Genomic DNA, 16,317 nt, shown 5'->3' with positions numbered 1-16,317 from the left:
TACGGGATACGAGAGCGGGTTTCCGGAGTCAGGGAACCCACCAGGCTTCGGTCTTCCCGTTCGATCGGTGCTCGGTGTAGTGCGCACGGAACTCCCCGACCGAAACGTCCGCGGGGAGGAGGAACGCCATCGAGCCCTCGCGGCTCTCACCGGCGGGGACCTTCCCGCCGATGTACTTCTCCTGCGGGCTCTTGTTTCGCCCGGGGTGGTAGACGGTCTGCCCGACGACGCCCTTGAGATCCATCGTCAGCGGAAGCCTGACAACCCGATCCGCGGTGTTGGCTGAGACGATGTCGACCTTGAGCCACTGTTTGCCCTCGCCGGCCCTCGCCACCCGTCGCTCGTCCTCGCTGAGCTTGTGCCAGTCGTAGGAGTCCATCGTCCGCGGGTTCGAGAGGGTGAGGTCGGCCCGCGGCAGCGAGAGCGTCTCGCCGAAGGCGAGCTGTCGCCCCCCCGACTGCATGTCGGAGCTCACCGTCTTCGTCGGCTGGCCGCCCGCCTTGTTGTCGCCGGTGTCCTCGTCCGTGCTCTGCCCCTGGCAGCCGGCGAGGCCGGCGGCCGAGATCGCGGCGGCTACCCCCGACAGGAACGTCCGTCGGCGGGTCATCGGCTGTACCTCCACGCGGCGAGCGCGCCCTGCGTGACGAGCCCGAGGGCGAGCGGCCCGAGGTTCCAGAGGTTCGACTTGACGAACGCCGCGTCGAGGACGAACCGCGAGTCGACGAGCGGGTAGAGCGGCTTGACCGGCGGGGCGATGTCCGGGCTGGTCAGGATGTCACCGGTCATGTGGGCCACCATCCCCGTGAACAGCGCGATCGTGACGAACCCGAACACGCTCGCGGCGGCCGGGTGGTCGTCGTCGCTGACGGCGAGGTATCCGCCGGTGAACACCGCGCCCAGTACCAGCGCGGCCGGGATCAGGAACGTGAGGCTGTGCATGAGGCCGTGGTGTTCGATGAAGACGTAGCGCATCACGTAGATGTCGAGGTCGGGGAACATCCCCGTGAGCGCGGCCAGCCCCGAGAACGCGAGGCCGACCCTGAACTGGTCGAACACCAGCCAGGCGGGTGCCGCCAGGAGGAGCGCCACCCCGATGTGACCGGGAAGTTGCATACCACTCCTCCTCGGCTCACCGCGATGCTACTTCTGCCTGCTCTCGCAAGCCGATCCCGGCGGGTTTCGGTGATCCTCCGGGGCGGCCCGGTGGTCTCGATCCGTCGCTCCGCGGTACGCGTGCCGTCGCCGCCACGACCGATCCCTCGAATCCCGGCCCTCGCCGGTACTGCGGCCGTCGCGCCCGGACTCAGACCCCCGATGGGTGGATCGTCGCCCGGTAGGCCTCGCCGCTCTCCTGCTTCTCGTAGGCCGACTCGGCGTCGTCGAACCCCGCCCGGTAGTTGAACAGCCGCTCGAACGGGATCTCCCCCCGAAGCTGATCGAGCAGCGCGATGGCGGTCTCGAACTGGTTGGGCGGGTAGGCGAGGCTCCCGTGGACGTCGAGGTCCTTCTGGACGATCCGGGTGGGGTTGATCTCCACCTCCCCGTTGTAGGCGTAGTGGCCGACCTCGACGAGCGTCCCGCCGTCGCGCGCGAGCTCGATCCCCTGCCGCAGCGCGACCGGAACGCCCGCCGCCTCGATGACCAGATCCGATCCGACGCCGCCGTTCGTCAGGCCCTTCACCTCCGCGACGAGCCCCTCGTCGTCGTACTCCGTGAGGTCGACGGTGTCGGTCGCGCCGAACTCGGTCGCGAGGTCGAGCCGCTCCTCGACGGCGTCGACCGCGATGACCTGTCCCGCGCCGGCCGCCTTCGCGGCGCTCATCGTCAGCAGGCCGATGGGGCCGGCCCCCTGGACGGTCACCGATTTCCCGATGCCGAACCCCTCGCGGGCGTCCGGGATCCCCGGTCGGTAGCCCCGCTCGAACGCCCGGGTCGCCACCGCGAGCGGCTCGGCGAGCGCGCCGAGTTCGACGTCCATGTCGTCGGGGAGCCTGTAGTAACTCGCCCGCTCGTCGACCAGCATGTACTCGCTGAACCCGCCGTGGGCGTGCTGGCGGTAGTCCACGTTCAGGAACCCGTAGACGTCGCGGTTCTCACACGAGGTCGGCCGGGCCGGGACGTTGTTGCAGTACCAGCACTCCCCGCAGACGATGCCCGGGACGACGGTCACCGCGTCCCCCTCCGAGACCGCCTCGCCCTTCGCGTCGGTCGTGGTCCCCTCGCCGAGCGTCTCGATCCGCCCCGCCATCTCGTGGCCGGGGAGCACCGGGAAGTCGAGGTCCATCCCGCCGTTGAACATGTGGACGTCCGAGCCACAGATACCGCTGAGTTCGACCTCGACGAGGACCTCCCCCGGCCCCGGTTCGGGGACGTCGATCTCGCGCCGTTCGAGCGTCCCCGGCTCCGTCACCACCAGTGCGTTCGACTTCATGATGAGGGAGTTGCCGGGACGCGGTACTTATCTCTTCCCCGCGTCGCGGTGAGGGCGGCCGTCGTCGGGATGGCGACCGGCCGGGCGGAGAGCCGTGCGGTCAGCGGGGTGCCGGGCCCCGCCGATGGTTCGGGGTACCCTCGCCCACATCGCTACGTTTTTTAGGGTGGCCTAAATCTGTGTGAGTACGAATGCCACGCGAGTCAGATATCTGTGTGGTGGTCCCGACGATCAGGGACCACGAGTGTATGCGGGCGTACTTCGAGAACGCCCGCGACCACGGCTTCGACCTCGACCGGCTGTTCGTCGTCCTCGTCACCGAGGACTTCTGTGACGTCGCGGGGATGCGCTCGATGCTCGACGAGGCGGGCGTCTCCGGCGCGGTCTTCGACGCGAGTGCCCGCGACCGATGGTTCGAGGAGCGCGGGCTCTCGGAGTACGCCCACCTGATCCCCGAGGCCAGCCACGCCCAGACCTCCTTCGGCCTGCTCTACCTCTGGGCGGACGAGACCTTCGACTACGGGGTCTTCATCGACGACGACACCCGCCCGCACCCCGAGGACGATTTCTTCGGAACCCACCTCGCCAACCTCGACTACGAGGGACGCCTGACGGCGGTCGAGTCCGACGAGCAGTGGGTGAACGTCCTCTACCAGGGCGAGAACGACCTCTACCCGCGCGGCTATCCCTACTCCGCGATGGACGAGGAGGTCCGGGTCGGGACCGAGCACGTCGACGGCGTGGTCGCCTCGCAGGGGCTCTGGACGAACGTCCCGGACCTCGACGCCGTCCGCATCCTCATGGACGGCGACCTCCGGGGCCAGGCACAGACGCGGACAGCTCGGGAGGACTTCGGCGCGGATTTCGTCGCCGGCGAGGGAAACTACCTCACCGTCTGCTCGATGAACCTCGCGTTCGAGCGGGAGGTCGTGCCGGCGTTCTACCAGTTGCCGATGGACGAGAACCGCTGGGACGTCGGTCGGTTCGACGACATCTGGTCGGGGGTGTTCCTGAAGCGGGCCTGTGACGTGCTCGACAGGCGGATCTACAACGGCGCGCCGCTCTGTGAGCACAACAAGGCCCCTCGCTCGACGTTCGACGACCTCCAGAACGAGGTCGCCGGGCTCGAACTCAACGAGCACCTCTGGGAGGTCGTCGACGACGCGGGAGGGGACGCGGAGTCGTACGCCGGCGTCCTCCGGGCGATCGCCGACGAGCTGGTGGCCGGCGACTGGAGCGACTGGAACAACGGCGAGTTCCTGACCCACTGCGGCGAGTACATGCGCGACTGGCTCGACTGCCTGGACGCCATCGAGACGCGCACGGCCCCGACCCGACCCGTAGCCGATGACGACTGAAGCCGAACCGCAAGCGATTTACTTTTTCGGGGGGCCTAAAATAACATGAGACGACATACACGCTCCAGCCGACGTCGAGTGCTGGGAGCGGTCGCCGCCGGCGCGACGGCCGGCCTGGCGGGCTGTTCGGACCTTCAGGACGTCCTGGGAGGCGGTCCCGACGACGGTCCCGGTTCCGGCTCCGGGTCCGGATCTTCGGGGAACGTGGAGATCCCCTCGCTGACCTCCTTCCGGGGGTCCGGGGCGCTCGTCGAGGGACGACCCGAGCCGGGCGGGACCTCCATCGAGGACCTCCCCGACCTCTCGGGGTCGCTGAACCTCTACATCGGCGGCGGGGAGGGCGGGATCTACTTCCAGTTCGTCGAGATGCTCCAGGAGATCTACCCGGAGTTCCAGGTGTTCGCGAGCAGCGCCTCCTCCTCGTCGCTCGCCCAGACGATCGTCGAGGAGGTCGAGGCGGGGTCGCCGCAGGCCGACGTCTTCTGGTCGATCGACGCGAGTTCGCTCGGGTTCGTCGCCGACAACGACGCCTACGAGCCGCTCCCGGACGAGGTCGTCGAGCCCGTCCCCGCCGACTTCCGGGGGGCCGAAAACGCCTGGGTCGGCGTCGCGGGCCGGGCGCGGAGCATCCCGTACAACACCGGGACGCTGAGCGAGGACGACATCCCGAACAGCGTCCAGGAGATCCCCGAGACCGAGGCGCTGCGCGGGACGATGGGGTGGGCCCCGACCTACGGCGCGTTCAAGTCGTTCGTGACCGCCATGCGGCTCCTGGAGGGCCCCGACGCGGCCCGGGAGTGGCTCGTCTCGCTTCGGGAGGCCGGCACGGAGCGATTCCCCAACGAGTTCGTCGTCTCCAACCAGGTCGCCGACGGCGCGCTGAACGCGGGCTTCGCCAACCACTACTACGCCCTCCGCGTGCGCAACAGCCGACCGGACGCGCCGCTCGACCTCGCGTTCACCGAGAACGACGCAGGGGCGCTCGTCAACGTCGCCGGCGTCCTCCGGCTCCAGGGGACCGAGCGGGAGGATCTGGTGAACAACTTCGTCCGCCACCTGCTCTCGGCCGAGGCCCAGGAGTTCTTCGCGACCGTCAGCTTCGCCTACCCGATGATCCCGGACGTCGCCCCGCCGGGCGGCCTCCCGACGATCGACCAGCTCGACCCCCCGGACGTCGACCTCTCGGAGCTCTCGGACCTGGAGCCGACGCTCGAACTCATGCGCGAGGCCGGCGTGCTGGGGTGACCAGTGAGCGCCCGAGAGTGGATCGCGTCGTTCGGTGATCGGGTCTCCGGAGACGAGTCCACGGCGGCGGGCACCGGCCTGACGCTGCTCTCGGCGGCCGTCGCCGCCGCGCTCGTCCTCCCGCTCGGGTGGCTCGTCGTCGACGTGTTCGCGCTCGGGCCGCGGGCGATCGAACTCACGCTCGCGCCGACGACGCTGGTGGTCCTCGTGCGGAGCGTCGCCCTCGTGGCCGTCGTCACGGGGGCGAGCGTCGCGGTCGGGGTCCCGCTCGCCGTCCTCACCGTCCAGGCGGACCTCCCGTTCCGGCGGTTCTGGACCGTCGTCGCCGCGCTCCCGCTGGCGGTCCCGAGCTACCTCGGCGCGTTCGCCGCCGTCTCGGCGTTCGGCCCCCGGGGGGCGCTCGCCGACGCCCTCGCCCCGCTCGGCGTCGAGCGGCTCCCCACCGTGTACGGGTTCGTCGGTGCCGCGGTCGTCCTCACGCTCTACACCTACCCGTACGTCTTCCTGACGACGCGGGCGTCGCTGCTGTCGCTCGACGCCTCGCTCGTCGAGGCGGCCCGGACGCTCAACTCCGGACGGTGGGAGGCGTTCCGGCGGGTCACGCTGCCGCAGATCACGCCGGGGATCACGGCCGGCGCACTGCTCGTCGCGCTCTACACCCTCTCGGACTTCGGGACCCCCAACATCATGCAGGTCGAGGTGTTCACGCAGTTCATCTACGCCAGGTACAACGCGTTCATGCGCGACTACGCGGCGCTGCTCTCGCTCCAGCTCCTCGCGGTGACGGCGGTGATCCTCGCCATCGAGTCCCGGATCGGCGCCGACGACTCGGGGGCGTACGCCAGCCGCGGGAACCGGGGGGCGGCCGCCCTCGACCTCGGTCGCCTCCGGTACCCCGCGACGCTCCTCCCGGCGGGGGTCGGGCTGGTCGCCATCCTGCTCCCGGTCGCGATCTTCGGCATGTGGCTCGTACGCACCGGCCCCGGTTACGCCGCCGGCTCGATGACGTTCTCCTGGTCCTACGGGTGGAACTCGGTCTACGTCTCGCTGCTCGCGGCCGGCGGCGCGCTGCTGGTCGCGCTCCCCATCGCGCTTCGCGCTGCGGCCTCGGACTCCCGGCTGGCGGCGTTCGCCGACCGGGCGCCCTACGTGGGCTACGCGACCCCGGGGATCGTCCTCGCCATCGCGCTCGTGAGCTTCAGCCTCGACGTCCTCCCGGCGCTGTACAAGACGATCCCGCTGCTCGTGTTCGCCTACGTCGTCCGGTTCGTCCCCCAGGCGATCGGCTCGGTCAGGACCTCGACGCTACAGGTCGACCGCGGGCTGGTCGAGGCCTCGCGCACCCTCGGCCGGTCGCGGCTGAGCGCCTTCCGGTCGGTGACGCTCCCGCTGATCGCCCCGGGTATCGCGACCGGGGTGGCGCTCGTCTTCCTCACGACGATGAAGGAGCTCCCGGCGACGCTCCTGCTCCGCCCGCTCCGGTTCGACACGCTCGTCACGTACATCTGGCGCGTCCAGGAGGCCGGGCTGTACGGGAAGGCGGCGGTCCCGGCGCTCGTCCTGGTGCTCGTCTCCGGCCTCTCGATGGCGGTCATCCTGGCACAGGAGGGCGACCGCGACACCGAAACGTAACTCACGATACCATGGTAGACACGACTTCACGACAGCGACCGAAGCCCGACGAGGAGCCGAGCGACCCCTCGGAGACGACCGGCGCCCCGGTCCTCGACATCGACGGCGTGGCGCGTACGTACGGGGCCGAGCCGGCGGTCGACGGCCTCTCGCTTTCGGTCCACGAGGGCGAACTCCTCACCCTCCTCGGGCCGTCGGGCTGCGGGAAGACGACGACGCTACGCATGATCGCGGGGCTCGAACGGCCCGACGCCGGGACGATCCGCGTCCGCGGCGACGTCGTCGCCGGCGGCGGCGAGTTCGTCCGGCCCGACGCCCGGGACATCGGGCTCATCTTCCAGGACTTCGCGCTGTTCCCGCACCTCTCGGTGGGCGAGAACGTCGCGTACGGTATCCGGGATCGGTCGGACGAGGCGGTCGACCGGCGCGTCGAGGAACTGCTCGACCTCGTGAACCTGTCGGGCTACCGCGATCACTCGCCGGACACGCTCTCGGGCGGCCAGCGCCAGCGGGTCGCGCTCGCCCGCTCGCTCGCGCCCGAGCCCGACGTGCTGCTCCTCGACGAGCCGTTCTCGAACCTCGACGTCGGCCTCCGCAAGGAGATGCGCGAGGAGGTCCGCCGGATCCTCAAGGAGGCGGGGGTGACCGCGCTCTCGGTCACGCACGACCAGGAGGAGGCCCTCTCGATCAGCGACCGGGTGGCCGTCATCCACGACGGTCGGGTCGAGCAGGTCGGTCGCCCGGAGAGCGTGTTCCAGAACCCCGAGTCGCGGTTCGTCGCGGAGTTCCTCGGCGAGGCCGGCTTCCTCTCCGCGCGGGTCGACGGCGACCGCCTCGAGACCCCGCTCGGACCGTTCGACGCCGCCCTGCTCGCCGGCGGCGGGTCGGCGTACGACGGCGCGGCGGTGGACGTCCTCGTCCGGCCGGACGACCTCCGTGCGGTGCCCGCGGACGCCGAGGAGGCCGACGGCCGGATCGTCTCCCGGCAGTACACCGGCCCGTCGTTCGTCTACCGGGTCGAACTGTCCTCCGGCGACGTGGTCGGCTGCGAGCACAACCACGACGACCGGTTCCGCCTCGACGAGCCGGTGAAGCTGACGCTCACCGCCGACCACCCGCTGGCGTGGTTCCCGGTCGAGTGATGCGGGACCGTCCGGCCCGGCTCGCGACGGCCGCGCTGGCGCTCTGTGGCGCAGTGGTGGTGTGGACCGTCTCGACGCAGGTGTTCCCCAACTACTCGCTGAACCACGACGAGGGGGTCTACCTCCAGCAGGCCGCGATGCTCCTCGACGGGCAGCTGAACCTCTACCCGCCCGTCGAGGGCGCGCTCCGGCCGTGGTTCTTCGTCGAGGACGGCGGCCGGCTCTACCCGAAGTACGCGCCGGTCCCCGCCGCGATGTTCGCCGTCGGCCGACTCCTCGGGGGGTACCGGCTGGCGCTCGCGGGGATCGCGGCGGCGAACCTCGCGCTCGTCGTCGGGGTCGGCCGCGAGGTCTTCGACGCCCGAACCGGACTGCTGGCGGGCGTGTTCGTCCTCGCCTCGCCGCTGTTCCTCCTCGACTCGGCCGTGTTCCTTCCCTACGCGCCGACGGCGCTCCTGAACCTCCTGTTCGCGTACGGCTACCTCCGCGCCGACCGGACCGGCGACCGTCGATGGGCGGCCGTCGCCGGACTCGCGGCGGGGCTCGCCTTCTTCGCCCGGCCCTACACGGCCGTTCTCTTCGCCGCGCCGTTCGTCGCCCACGCGCTCTGGGCGCTACGCGGGGGTGGACGCGCGGCGCTCGAACGACAGGCGCTCACCGCGGTACTCGGCCTGCTCGGCGTCGGCCTCACGCTCGCCTACAACGCCGTCGTGACCGGGTCGCCGTGGCTCTTCCCCTATCAGGCGTTCGCCCCGCTCGACGGGCTCGGCTTCGGCCGCCGGGAGATCCTCGCCCACGACGTCGACTACACGCCGGCGCTGGCGCTGCGCGCGAACGTCGAGGTCGTCCGGCTGTTCTTCACCGAGTGGATCGCCGGCGGGGCCCTGGGGGCCGCTCTCGCGGTCGTCGGCCTCGTGGGCGTCGCTCGACGCCGTCCCTCCTCCCGCCAGGCGGTCCTCGCCGGGCTGTTCGTCTCGGTCGCCGTCGGCAACGTCTACTTCTGGGGGAACTACAACGTCCTCGGCGACCTCGACCGGGCCGGCGACGGCCTCGTCTCGGCGCTCGGGCCCTACTACCACTTCGACCTGCTCCTCCCGACGGCGGCGTTCGCGGCGGCGGGCACGATGTGGCTCGGCCGCCTCCTCTACCGCACGCTCGACGCCCGTCTCGATCCGCGGCTCGCCCGGGGTGTCCTCGTCCTCGCGCTGATCGTCGGCGCGGGCGCGGTCGGCGCGGTCACAGTAGTTGAGATCGACGAGCGGGTCGAGCGGAACGTGGAGGTGACCGAGACGTACGAGGACGCCTACGAGCCCTTCGAGGGGGGTCCGCCGGAGAACTCGCTCGTCCTGCTCCCGGATCCGTACGGCGACTGGCTCAACCACCCGTTCCAGCCCCTCCGGAACGATCCGGGGTTCGACGGGCGAGCCGTCTACGCGATCGACGACCGCCCCTTCGAGGTCGCCGAGGCGTTCCCCGACCGGCGGCTCTACCGGTACACCTACCGCGGGGCGTGGGCTCCCCACGCGGGCTCGCCCGAGGCGGCTCGCCTCCAGCGTGTACGCGAGGTCTCCGGTTCCGGCGTCCGCCTCGACGCCACCGTCGGCGTCCCCGACGGGGCGGTCGGCGTCACGGTCCGGGTCGCGACCGACGACGGGGTCGCCTACTACATTGCTCCGAACGTCTCCGAGAGCCTCGACGTCGACCTCACGGTCTCGGGCGAGGAGGTTCGCGTCGGTGGTGACGTCCGACCGGTGGAGAACGGGACGCCGACGGTCGACGGTCGGGACGACGTTCGGCTCACCCTGTTCGTCGACTACGGCCCCGGCGGCGGCTTCGCCTACCGATTCGACCTCCCCGTCGAAGTCACGGACGGGCGGGTCCGCGCGCTCTCCCCGCGGATCGAGTACTGTCGGAACGCCCGCGCCTGCGGCGGGGCGGCGGCGTACGTCCCCGGGTCGGCTCCCGAGGGGGTGTCCGTCCGGTCGAACGTGAGCGCGGCCGAACCGAACCCATAAGTTTAGGCCGACCTAACTCGCGTCCCGATGAGGCTGACCAGACGTGACGCGCTCGCGGCGCTGGCGGCCGTCGGCGTCACCGCGGGCGGCGGGGCGGCGTTCCTGCTCGACGACGAGGGGGGCGACTCGCCGAGCGACGGGGCCAGCGACGGACCCGTCTCCGAGGGCGACGTCGAGACGCTGGTCGCCGCCGCCGATGTCCTCTACCCGACGGCGGTCGAGGGTATCGAAGCGTTCGTCACCCGGTACGTCCGGGGGCGCGCGGAGGCCCGTCCGGAACACGCGGACGGCGTCTCCGAGGCGGTGGCGTACCTCGACGCGTACGCCGACGCCTGGTACGGCGAGCGGTTCGCCGCGCTCGACCCGGCGGAGCGAACGGAGCTGTTCGACCGGATGGACGCCGACGTCGCCGACCCGGACCCGGAGGGCTCGGACGTCGAGCGCGTCCGGTACTACGTCGTCAACGAGCTGCTGTTCGCGCTGTACGCCTCGCCGACCGGCGGCGAGCTGGTCGGTATCGAGAACCCGCAGGGACACCCCGGGGGACTGGGGAGCTACACGCAGGGCCCGCGACCGTGAGCGACGGCCGGGATCGGACCCCCGGGGAGCGGGTCGACGTCTGCGTGATCGGGGCCGGGCCGGCGGGGGCGCTGGTCGCGCACACGCTCGCCGAGCGCGGACACGAGGTCGTCGTGCTGGAAGCCGGCGCGCGGTTCGACTTCGAGGATCGCCTCGAACGGATGGAGCGCTCGATCCGCCCGGCCCACGACCCGCTCTCGGTCTGGGAGATGGGCGGGGATCGCGACGCCTACGCCTCGACCGGCGAGCGGTTCTACCCGCTCAACCGCGCGCGAGTCAAGGGTGTCGGCGGGTCGACGCTCCACTGGCAGGGGATGGTGATGCGCCTCCACGAGTCGGACTTCGAGACGCGCTCGCGGTACGGCGTCGCCGCCGACTGGCCGATCGACTACGACGACCTCCGGCCCTACTACACCCGTGCGGAGACGGCGCTGGGCGTCGCCGGCGCGTCGGACAACCCCTTCGCGCCGCCGCGGGAGGAACCGTACCCGATGCCCGCGTTCGAGCCGTCGTACAGCGACTCCCTGTTCGCGGAGGCGTGCGAGCGACTGGGGATCACGATGCACTCGGTGCCGAACGCGCGCAACGCGGAGTCCTACGACGGGGACTCGCCGTGCGTGGGCTACGGGACGTGCAAGCCGGTCTGTCCGTCGGGCGCGAAGTACGACGCGACCCGCACTATCGAGGACGCACGGGCGGCGGGCGCGCGGGTGCTCGACCGCGTTCCGGTCCAGCGGCTCGAACACGATCGCTCGGGCGAGACCGTCGAGGCAGCCGTCTACGCCACGCCCGACGGCGAGACGCACCGACAGGAGGCGAGGCAGTTCGTCCTCGCGTGCGGCGGCGTCGAGACCCCGCGACTGCTCCTGCTCTCCCGCTCCGAGGCGTATCCGGACGGCCTCGCCAACTCCAGCGGCCTCGTCGGCCGGTACTTCATGGACCACCTGTTCGTGGGTACGGGGGGTCTCCTCGCGGAGCGGACCCGACAGAACCACGTCGGGTTCATCACGAGCGAGAGCCACCAGTTCTACGACGATCCGACCGAAGGCACCGAGGGTACCGAGGGAGGAATTCCGCCGGCGGACGCCGACCGGTCGGCGTTCGCGCCGCTCAAACTCGAGTTCCTCAACTACGCCGGGCCGTCCCCCGTCGAAATGGCGCTCGAGAGCGAGTTCTGGGGCGACGACCTCCTCGGGTCGCTGCGGGAGGCCTACGGGAACAGCATCGCGATGGGTGGGCTCGTCGGCCAGCGTCCTCGAAAGGGGAACTTCGTCGACCTCGACCCATCCCGGACGGACGATCACGGGAATCCCGTTCCCCGGGTTCACTGGCAGGTCGACGGGGTGACCCGGCGGACGATCCGGCGTGCGAACGAGATCCAGGCGGCGATACTCTCGGATCTCGGTGCCGAGATCACCTGGCAGGTCGGCCCCGAGGCGACCGGTCCAGCGTTCCACCACATGGGGACGACGCGGATGGGACGCGACCCCGAGACGAGCGTCGTGACGCCCCGGACACGGACGCACGACCTCGACAACCTCTGGGTCGCGGGGAGCAGCGTGTTCGTCACGAGCGGCGCGATGAATCCCACGCTCACGCTCGCGGCCCTCGCGCTCAGGACGGCGGACTACGTCGACGGGACCCTGTGACACCCCCGGTTGCCGCGGTCTCCTCCCCCGACGATTTAGGCCGATCTAAAAATTAAAGCGGGACGAGGTACGCCTTCGGGTAATGAGCTCCCGGACCGAGCGCGCGGAACGCATCGACGAGTACACGTTCTCGGACGTCACCGTCGTGATGGGGACGTACAACGAGGCGGCGGCCATCGGCACCGTGCTGACCGACATCCGGGAGGTGACCGATGGGGCGGCCGAGGTCGTCTGTGTGGACGGCTCCTCCGACCGGACGCCGGAGATCGCCCGGGAACACGGCGCGACGGTGATCGAACAGGAGCCCCAGGGGTACGGCGTCGCCGTCCGCGAGGGGCTGCTCGCCGCCGACCGCCCGGTGGTCGTCACGACCGACTGCGACGACACCTACCCGATGGAGTACCTTCCGGCGTTCCTCGACGCGATCAACGAGGGCTACGACGTCGTGAGCGGCGACCGGCTCTACCACGGGGCCGACGCGATGCCGGCCCTGAACCGGTACGGGAACGCCGCGTTCGCGCTCCTCGCCAGCGCGCTCGTGGGCGAGCGCGTCCACGACACCACGACCGGGATGCGGGCGTACCGACGCGAGGTGATCGACTCGATCCGGTGGACGGAGAACACCGGCCTCTCGGCGGAACTCCTCCTCCGGCCGCTCCTGCGGGGGTATCGGGTCCGCGAGATGCCCATCGACTACCGCGAGCGCGCGGGGGAGTCGAAGCTCGATCCGCTCGCCGGCGGCGCGGCCATCGCCGGATCGATCGTCGAGGTGTGTCTGGAAGAGCACCTGCAGCGGTAGCCGAGCCCGTAGCCGGCTGGTCGGGCCCGTGACGCCCGTGACGCTGACCACCTCGAATACCGCTACCGGCAGGTGTTTTCCGTCCCCGACCGAAGCACGGGCATGCGCTCGACCTCGAGGACAGTCCTCGTGATCGGCGGCGGCGCGACGGGGGCCGGCGTCGCCCGCGACCTCGCGCTCCGCGGCGTGGACGTCACGCTCGTCGACCGGGACGGTCTCGCGAGCGGGACGTCCGGTCGCTCGCACGGCCTGCTCCACAGCGGGGCGCGCTACGTCGAGTCCGACCCGATCGGCGCGGAGGAGTGCATCGAGGAGAACCGCGTCCTCCGGGATATCGCGGGGGAGTGCGTCCGTGACACGGGCGGGCTGTTCGTCCAGCTAGAAGGGGATGACCCCGACTACTTCGAGGCCAAGCGCGACGCCTGCGAGGCGGCCGGTATCCCGACCACGGTCCTCGACGGGGACGAGGCCAGGGAGCGCGTGCCGGACCTCTCGGCCGGCGTCGAGCGTGCGATGGCCGTGCCCGACGCCGTGGTCTACCCCTCGCGGCTGGTCGCCGCCAACGCGGCCGACGCCCGCGAACACGGCGCTGACGTCCACCCCCACGCCCCGGTCGAGGGGATGACCGTCTCGGACGGTCGCGTCGCCGGCGTCGAGGTCGGCGGGGCCGTCGACGCCCGGATCGACCCCGACTACGTCGTCAACGCGGCCGGCGCGTGGGCCGAACGGGTGGGTGCGATGGCCGGCGTCGACGTCGAGATGCGTCCCACGCGGGGGGTGATGGTCTCCGTCGAGTACGACGGCCTCGGCCCCGTGCTGAACCGGTGTCGCGCACCCGACGACGGCGACATCGTCGTCCCGCACGACTCGGAGGTCGTCCTCGGGACGACCAGCGTCCCGGTCGAGGACCCCGACGACTACCCCACCGAGGAGTGGGAGGTCGCCGAGACGTTCGCGGAGTGTGCGGCCATGCTCCCGCCCGTCGCCGACGCACCCGAGAGCCGGACGTGGTGGGGCGTGCGTCCGCTGTACGCCCCCGACGAGGACGAGCGCGGCGGCCGCGGCATCTCGCGGGGGTTCTTCAGACTCGACCACGCCGAGGCGGGCGTCGGAAACCTCGTGAGCGTCGTCGGCGGGAAGCTGACCACCTACCGGCGGATGGCCGAGTCGACCGCCGACCTCGTCTGTGACCGCCTGGGCGTCGACGGCGAGTGCCGGACCGCCGACCGCCGGCTCCCTGGCGCGCAGAGTGCGAGCCGGCTCGACGGGTTCGTCGCCGAGTTCGACGGCCGGGGGATGGCCGACGCCGACGTGGTCGCCTCGCCCGATTCCCGGGACGCCGGGGGGTGAGCTACCGGGCGTCGCCCGGAAGGGCGGACGGGAGGCTGGGACCGGCGCGCTACCGGGGGTTCCCCGCGTGGTCACTTCCCCGTCGCCGGGTCGATGAGACGACGTACTCGGACGACGGGATCAGGGGAGGTACGTCGCCAGGAAGTTCAGAACGCGGTCGAGCCGTCGGTTTATTCGCTCGTCCGCCTCCTCCTCGTCCCCGTCCTGCCCGGTCTCGGAGCTCGGTCCGTCCATGGTGGGCGATCCACGGCGAAACGGCCTGAGTCTTGTGCCTCCGTGGCCGACCGGTCGATCGTACGGTCTCCCATTGACCGGGGGACTCGGTGAGCACCTCGAGCCTGTTCCGGTCCGTGCTACGTGTCCCGCCGATGGACGGCACCGTACCACGGTACGGATTCCGGTCCGGATCGGGAGACCTCAGGCCCCGGTTCCGGTCCGGTCGAACGACCGAATCGAGCGACGACCAGCACGTCTTTGGGCCCCGGGGTCCGACTCGCGGGCGTGCCGATCAGCACCGACGAGTTCGACTCCGGGACGGTCGACGACGGGGACGACTCCGGGAGCGAGGAGGACCCCATCGAGGAGGAGAAACGCCTCATCACGTCGTTCCTGAGCGAGCGGCGGGACCGGGCGTTCACGGAGCGGGAGATCGTGCTGGGCGTGGACTTCAGCCCGATGCTCGAATCGGAGGGCGGGCGTCGGGGCCTGCTCTCCGGGATCGGGGCCGCCGCCGACGGCCTGGTCGATATCAGCGGGACGATCACCGCGAGTGCCATCGTCGTCGACGACGTGGACGAGGCGCTGGCGGCGCTGGTCGAGGAGGGGACCGTCGAGTCCCGCGAGGTCGAGACCGGCGACGGGACGACGACGTACTACCGGCTTGCGGACGGGGACTGAGCGAGCGAGGGACGGGAACGGCTGGATCGACCGGCCGTCACGTCACCCGCGCAGCGCCTCCACGGGCCGCTCGTTGGCCGCCCGCCAGGCCGGATAGGCCCCGGCCAGCAGGCTCGTCAGGACGCCGAACGCCGCCGCGCCGATCAGGTAGAACAGCGCGTCGCCGGTGAACGCCAGCGGGTCGCCGAGGAACACCGCGTTCGCCGCCATCGCGACCACGAGCGCGATCGCCATCCCGACGACGACGCCGATCGACCCGAGGACCATCGCCTCGACCAGCAGTATCCGCACGATGTCGGCCTTCCGGTAGCCCACCGCCCGGAGGACGCCGATCTCCTCGCGGCGCTTGATCACCGCCATCAGCATCGTGTTCGTGATCGAGACGCCGGCGACCAGCAGCGAGATCGAACCCAGGCCGGTGAGGAAGGCGTTGATCCCGTTCACGATGGTCTTGAGCAGGCGGACGAGCGAAGTGAGTTCGAACACCAGCAGCCGGTCCTTGCGGTCGTTGAACCGCTCGCGGAGCGCGTCGGCGGTCGACTCCGCCCGGTCGACCGACCGGGTCGTCACCCGGACCTGGTCGTACCGGCGGGCCGACGCCTGCTCGACCGGGAGGTAGACCTCGCTCGAACTGAACCCCTGGGTTTCGGCCAGCACGGCGACGACGCGGTGGACCGACTCGGTCTCGACCGTCCCCGTCCCGCTCTCCCGTTCCCGGACGAGCCTGAGCCGGTCGCCCGGGGTGATCCCGTACTCCTCGGCGAAGCCGTACGAGACGACGACGCTCCGCCGCCAGTTCTCGGGGATCCCGCCGGCTCCGACCTCGTACATCGACCGCGGGTCGTTCATGTACGTGATCGAGAGCGACTCCCGCCGTCCCGCCCGTCGCACCCACTCCGCCTCCCCGCCCCGCGTGGCGACGACCCCCGCCGGACCGACGGTCTCCTCGATCGCCAGCAGATCCTCGCGGTCGAAGTAGTCCTCCTCGCTGTCGACCCCGGGGAGGACGAACACGTCCGTCGCGCCCTGCTCCTGGATCGTCTGGAACTGACTCTGCTTGAACGCCGCGCCGCCGGCCCCGATGGCTCCGATCGCCACCACGCCGATGACGATGGCCGCGGCCGCCAGCGCCGAGCGGGCCTTCGCCCGCGAGACGTTCCGCCACGCGATGACGACCGACGGGAACCGACCCGCCAGCAGATAGAGCCGGTTCACCGTCG

14 protein-coding genes are annotated in these 16,317 nt (G+C 71.1%); 10 read left to right on the top strand and 4 right to left on the bottom strand.

What is annotated here, in order from left to right:
* Positions 1-28: 28 nt before the first annotated feature.
* From WDJ58_RS21965 to WDJ58_RS21955, 3 genes are all read right to left on the bottom strand, one after another.
* Positions 29-607, bottom strand: a complete 579-nt coding sequence (locus WDJ58_RS21965) for a hypothetical protein (RefSeq protein ID WP_338915448.1) — start codon at positions 605-607, stop codon at positions 29-31.
* Positions 604-1,113, bottom strand: a complete 510-nt coding sequence (locus WDJ58_RS21960; RefSeq protein ID WP_338915447.1) for a metal-dependent hydrolase — start codon at positions 1,111-1,113, stop codon at positions 604-606. Before WDJ58_RS21960 ends, WDJ58_RS21965 begins: the two co-directional genes overlap by 4 nt.
* 190 nt (positions 1,114-1,303) lie before the next feature.
* Complete coding sequence (locus WDJ58_RS21955; protein WP_338915446.1) at positions 1,304-2,431, bottom strand: zinc-dependent alcohol dehydrogenase; 1,128 nt, start codon at positions 2,429-2,431, stop codon at positions 1,304-1,306.
* A 191-nt stretch (positions 2,432-2,622) separates the two neighbouring features.
* On the opposite strand from WDJ58_RS21955, the gene WDJ58_RS21950 reads away from it, so the two are divergent.
* The 10 genes from WDJ58_RS21950 to WDJ58_RS21905 all read left to right on the top strand — a co-directional run bounded on the left by WDJ58_RS21950 (position 2,623) and on the right by WDJ58_RS21905 (position 15,097).
* Positions 2,623-3,789, top strand: coding sequence for an alpha-1 4-glucan-protein synthase (locus WDJ58_RS21950; protein ID WP_338915445.1), 1,167 nt, complete (start codon positions 2,623-2,625; stop codon positions 3,787-3,789).
* A 45-nt stretch (positions 3,790-3,834) separates the two neighbouring features.
* Positions 3,835-5,034, top strand: a complete 1,200-nt coding sequence (locus WDJ58_RS21945) for an extracellular solute-binding protein (protein ID WP_338915444.1) — start codon at positions 3,835-3,837, stop codon at positions 5,032-5,034.
* A 3-nt stretch (positions 5,035-5,037) separates the two neighbouring features.
* Positions 5,038-6,666, top strand: a complete 1,629-nt coding sequence (locus WDJ58_RS21940; RefSeq protein WP_380661477.1) for an ABC transporter permease — start codon at positions 5,038-5,040, stop codon at positions 6,664-6,666.
* Between the two features lie 11 nt (positions 6,667-6,677).
* Positions 6,678-7,808 carry an ABC transporter ATP-binding protein gene (locus WDJ58_RS21935; RefSeq protein ID WP_338915443.1) on the top strand — a complete coding sequence of 377 codons (1,131 nt, stop codon included), beginning with the start codon at positions 6,678-6,680 and terminating at the stop codon, positions 7,806-7,808.
* The gene (locus tag WDJ58_RS21930; RefSeq protein ID WP_338915442.1) at positions 7,808-9,823 is read left to right on the top strand and encodes an ArnT family glycosyltransferase; all 2,016 of its coding nucleotides are present in this window, start codon (positions 7,808-7,810) and stop codon (positions 9,821-9,823) included. Before WDJ58_RS21935 ends, WDJ58_RS21930 begins: the two co-directional genes overlap by 1 nt.
* Positions 9,824-9,850: 27 nt before the next feature.
* Positions 9,851-10,402 (top strand): gluconate 2-dehydrogenase subunit 3 family protein, encoded by a 552-nt coding sequence (locus tag WDJ58_RS21925; RefSeq protein ID WP_338915441.1) that lies wholly within the window; start codon positions 9,851-9,853, stop codon positions 10,400-10,402.
* Complete coding sequence (locus WDJ58_RS21920) at positions 10,399-12,051, top strand: GMC family oxidoreductase (RefSeq protein WP_338915440.1); 1,653 nt, start codon at positions 10,399-10,401, stop codon at positions 12,049-12,051. Before WDJ58_RS21925 ends, WDJ58_RS21920 begins: the two co-directional genes overlap by 4 nt.
* Before the next feature lie 112 nt (positions 12,052-12,163).
* Positions 12,164-12,850, top strand: coding sequence for a dolichyl-phosphate hexose transferase (locus WDJ58_RS21915; RefSeq protein ID WP_338917891.1), 687 nt, complete (start codon positions 12,164-12,166; stop codon positions 12,848-12,850).
* Between the two features lie 102 nt (positions 12,851-12,952).
* Positions 12,953-14,200 (top strand): FAD-dependent oxidoreductase, encoded by a 1,248-nt coding sequence (locus WDJ58_RS21910; protein ID WP_338915439.1) that lies wholly within the window; start codon positions 12,953-12,955, stop codon positions 14,198-14,200.
* A gap of 501 nt (positions 14,201-14,701) precedes the next feature.
* A complete protein-coding gene (locus tag WDJ58_RS21905) occupies positions 14,702-15,097 on the top strand; it encodes a hypothetical protein (protein WP_338915438.1) in 396 nt (131 codons plus the stop codon).
* A 42-nt stretch (positions 15,098-15,139) separates the two neighbouring features.
* Here WDJ58_RS21905 and WDJ58_RS21900 read toward each other — a convergent pair whose 3' ends face one another.
* Positions 15,140-16,312: an ABC transporter permease gene (locus WDJ58_RS21900; RefSeq protein WP_338915437.1), complete on the bottom strand. Its 1,173-nt coding sequence runs from the start codon at positions 16,310-16,312 to the stop codon at positions 15,140-15,142.
* Positions 16,313-16,317 lie beyond the last annotated feature (5 nt).

The sequence above is a fragment of the Salinirubellus litoreus genome (assembly GCF_037335815.1).
GTDB lineage: Archaea > Halobacteriota > Halobacteria > Halobacteriales > Haloarculaceae > Salinirubellus > Salinirubellus litoreus.
This window is presented reverse-complemented; position numbering and strand designations above follow the sequence as displayed.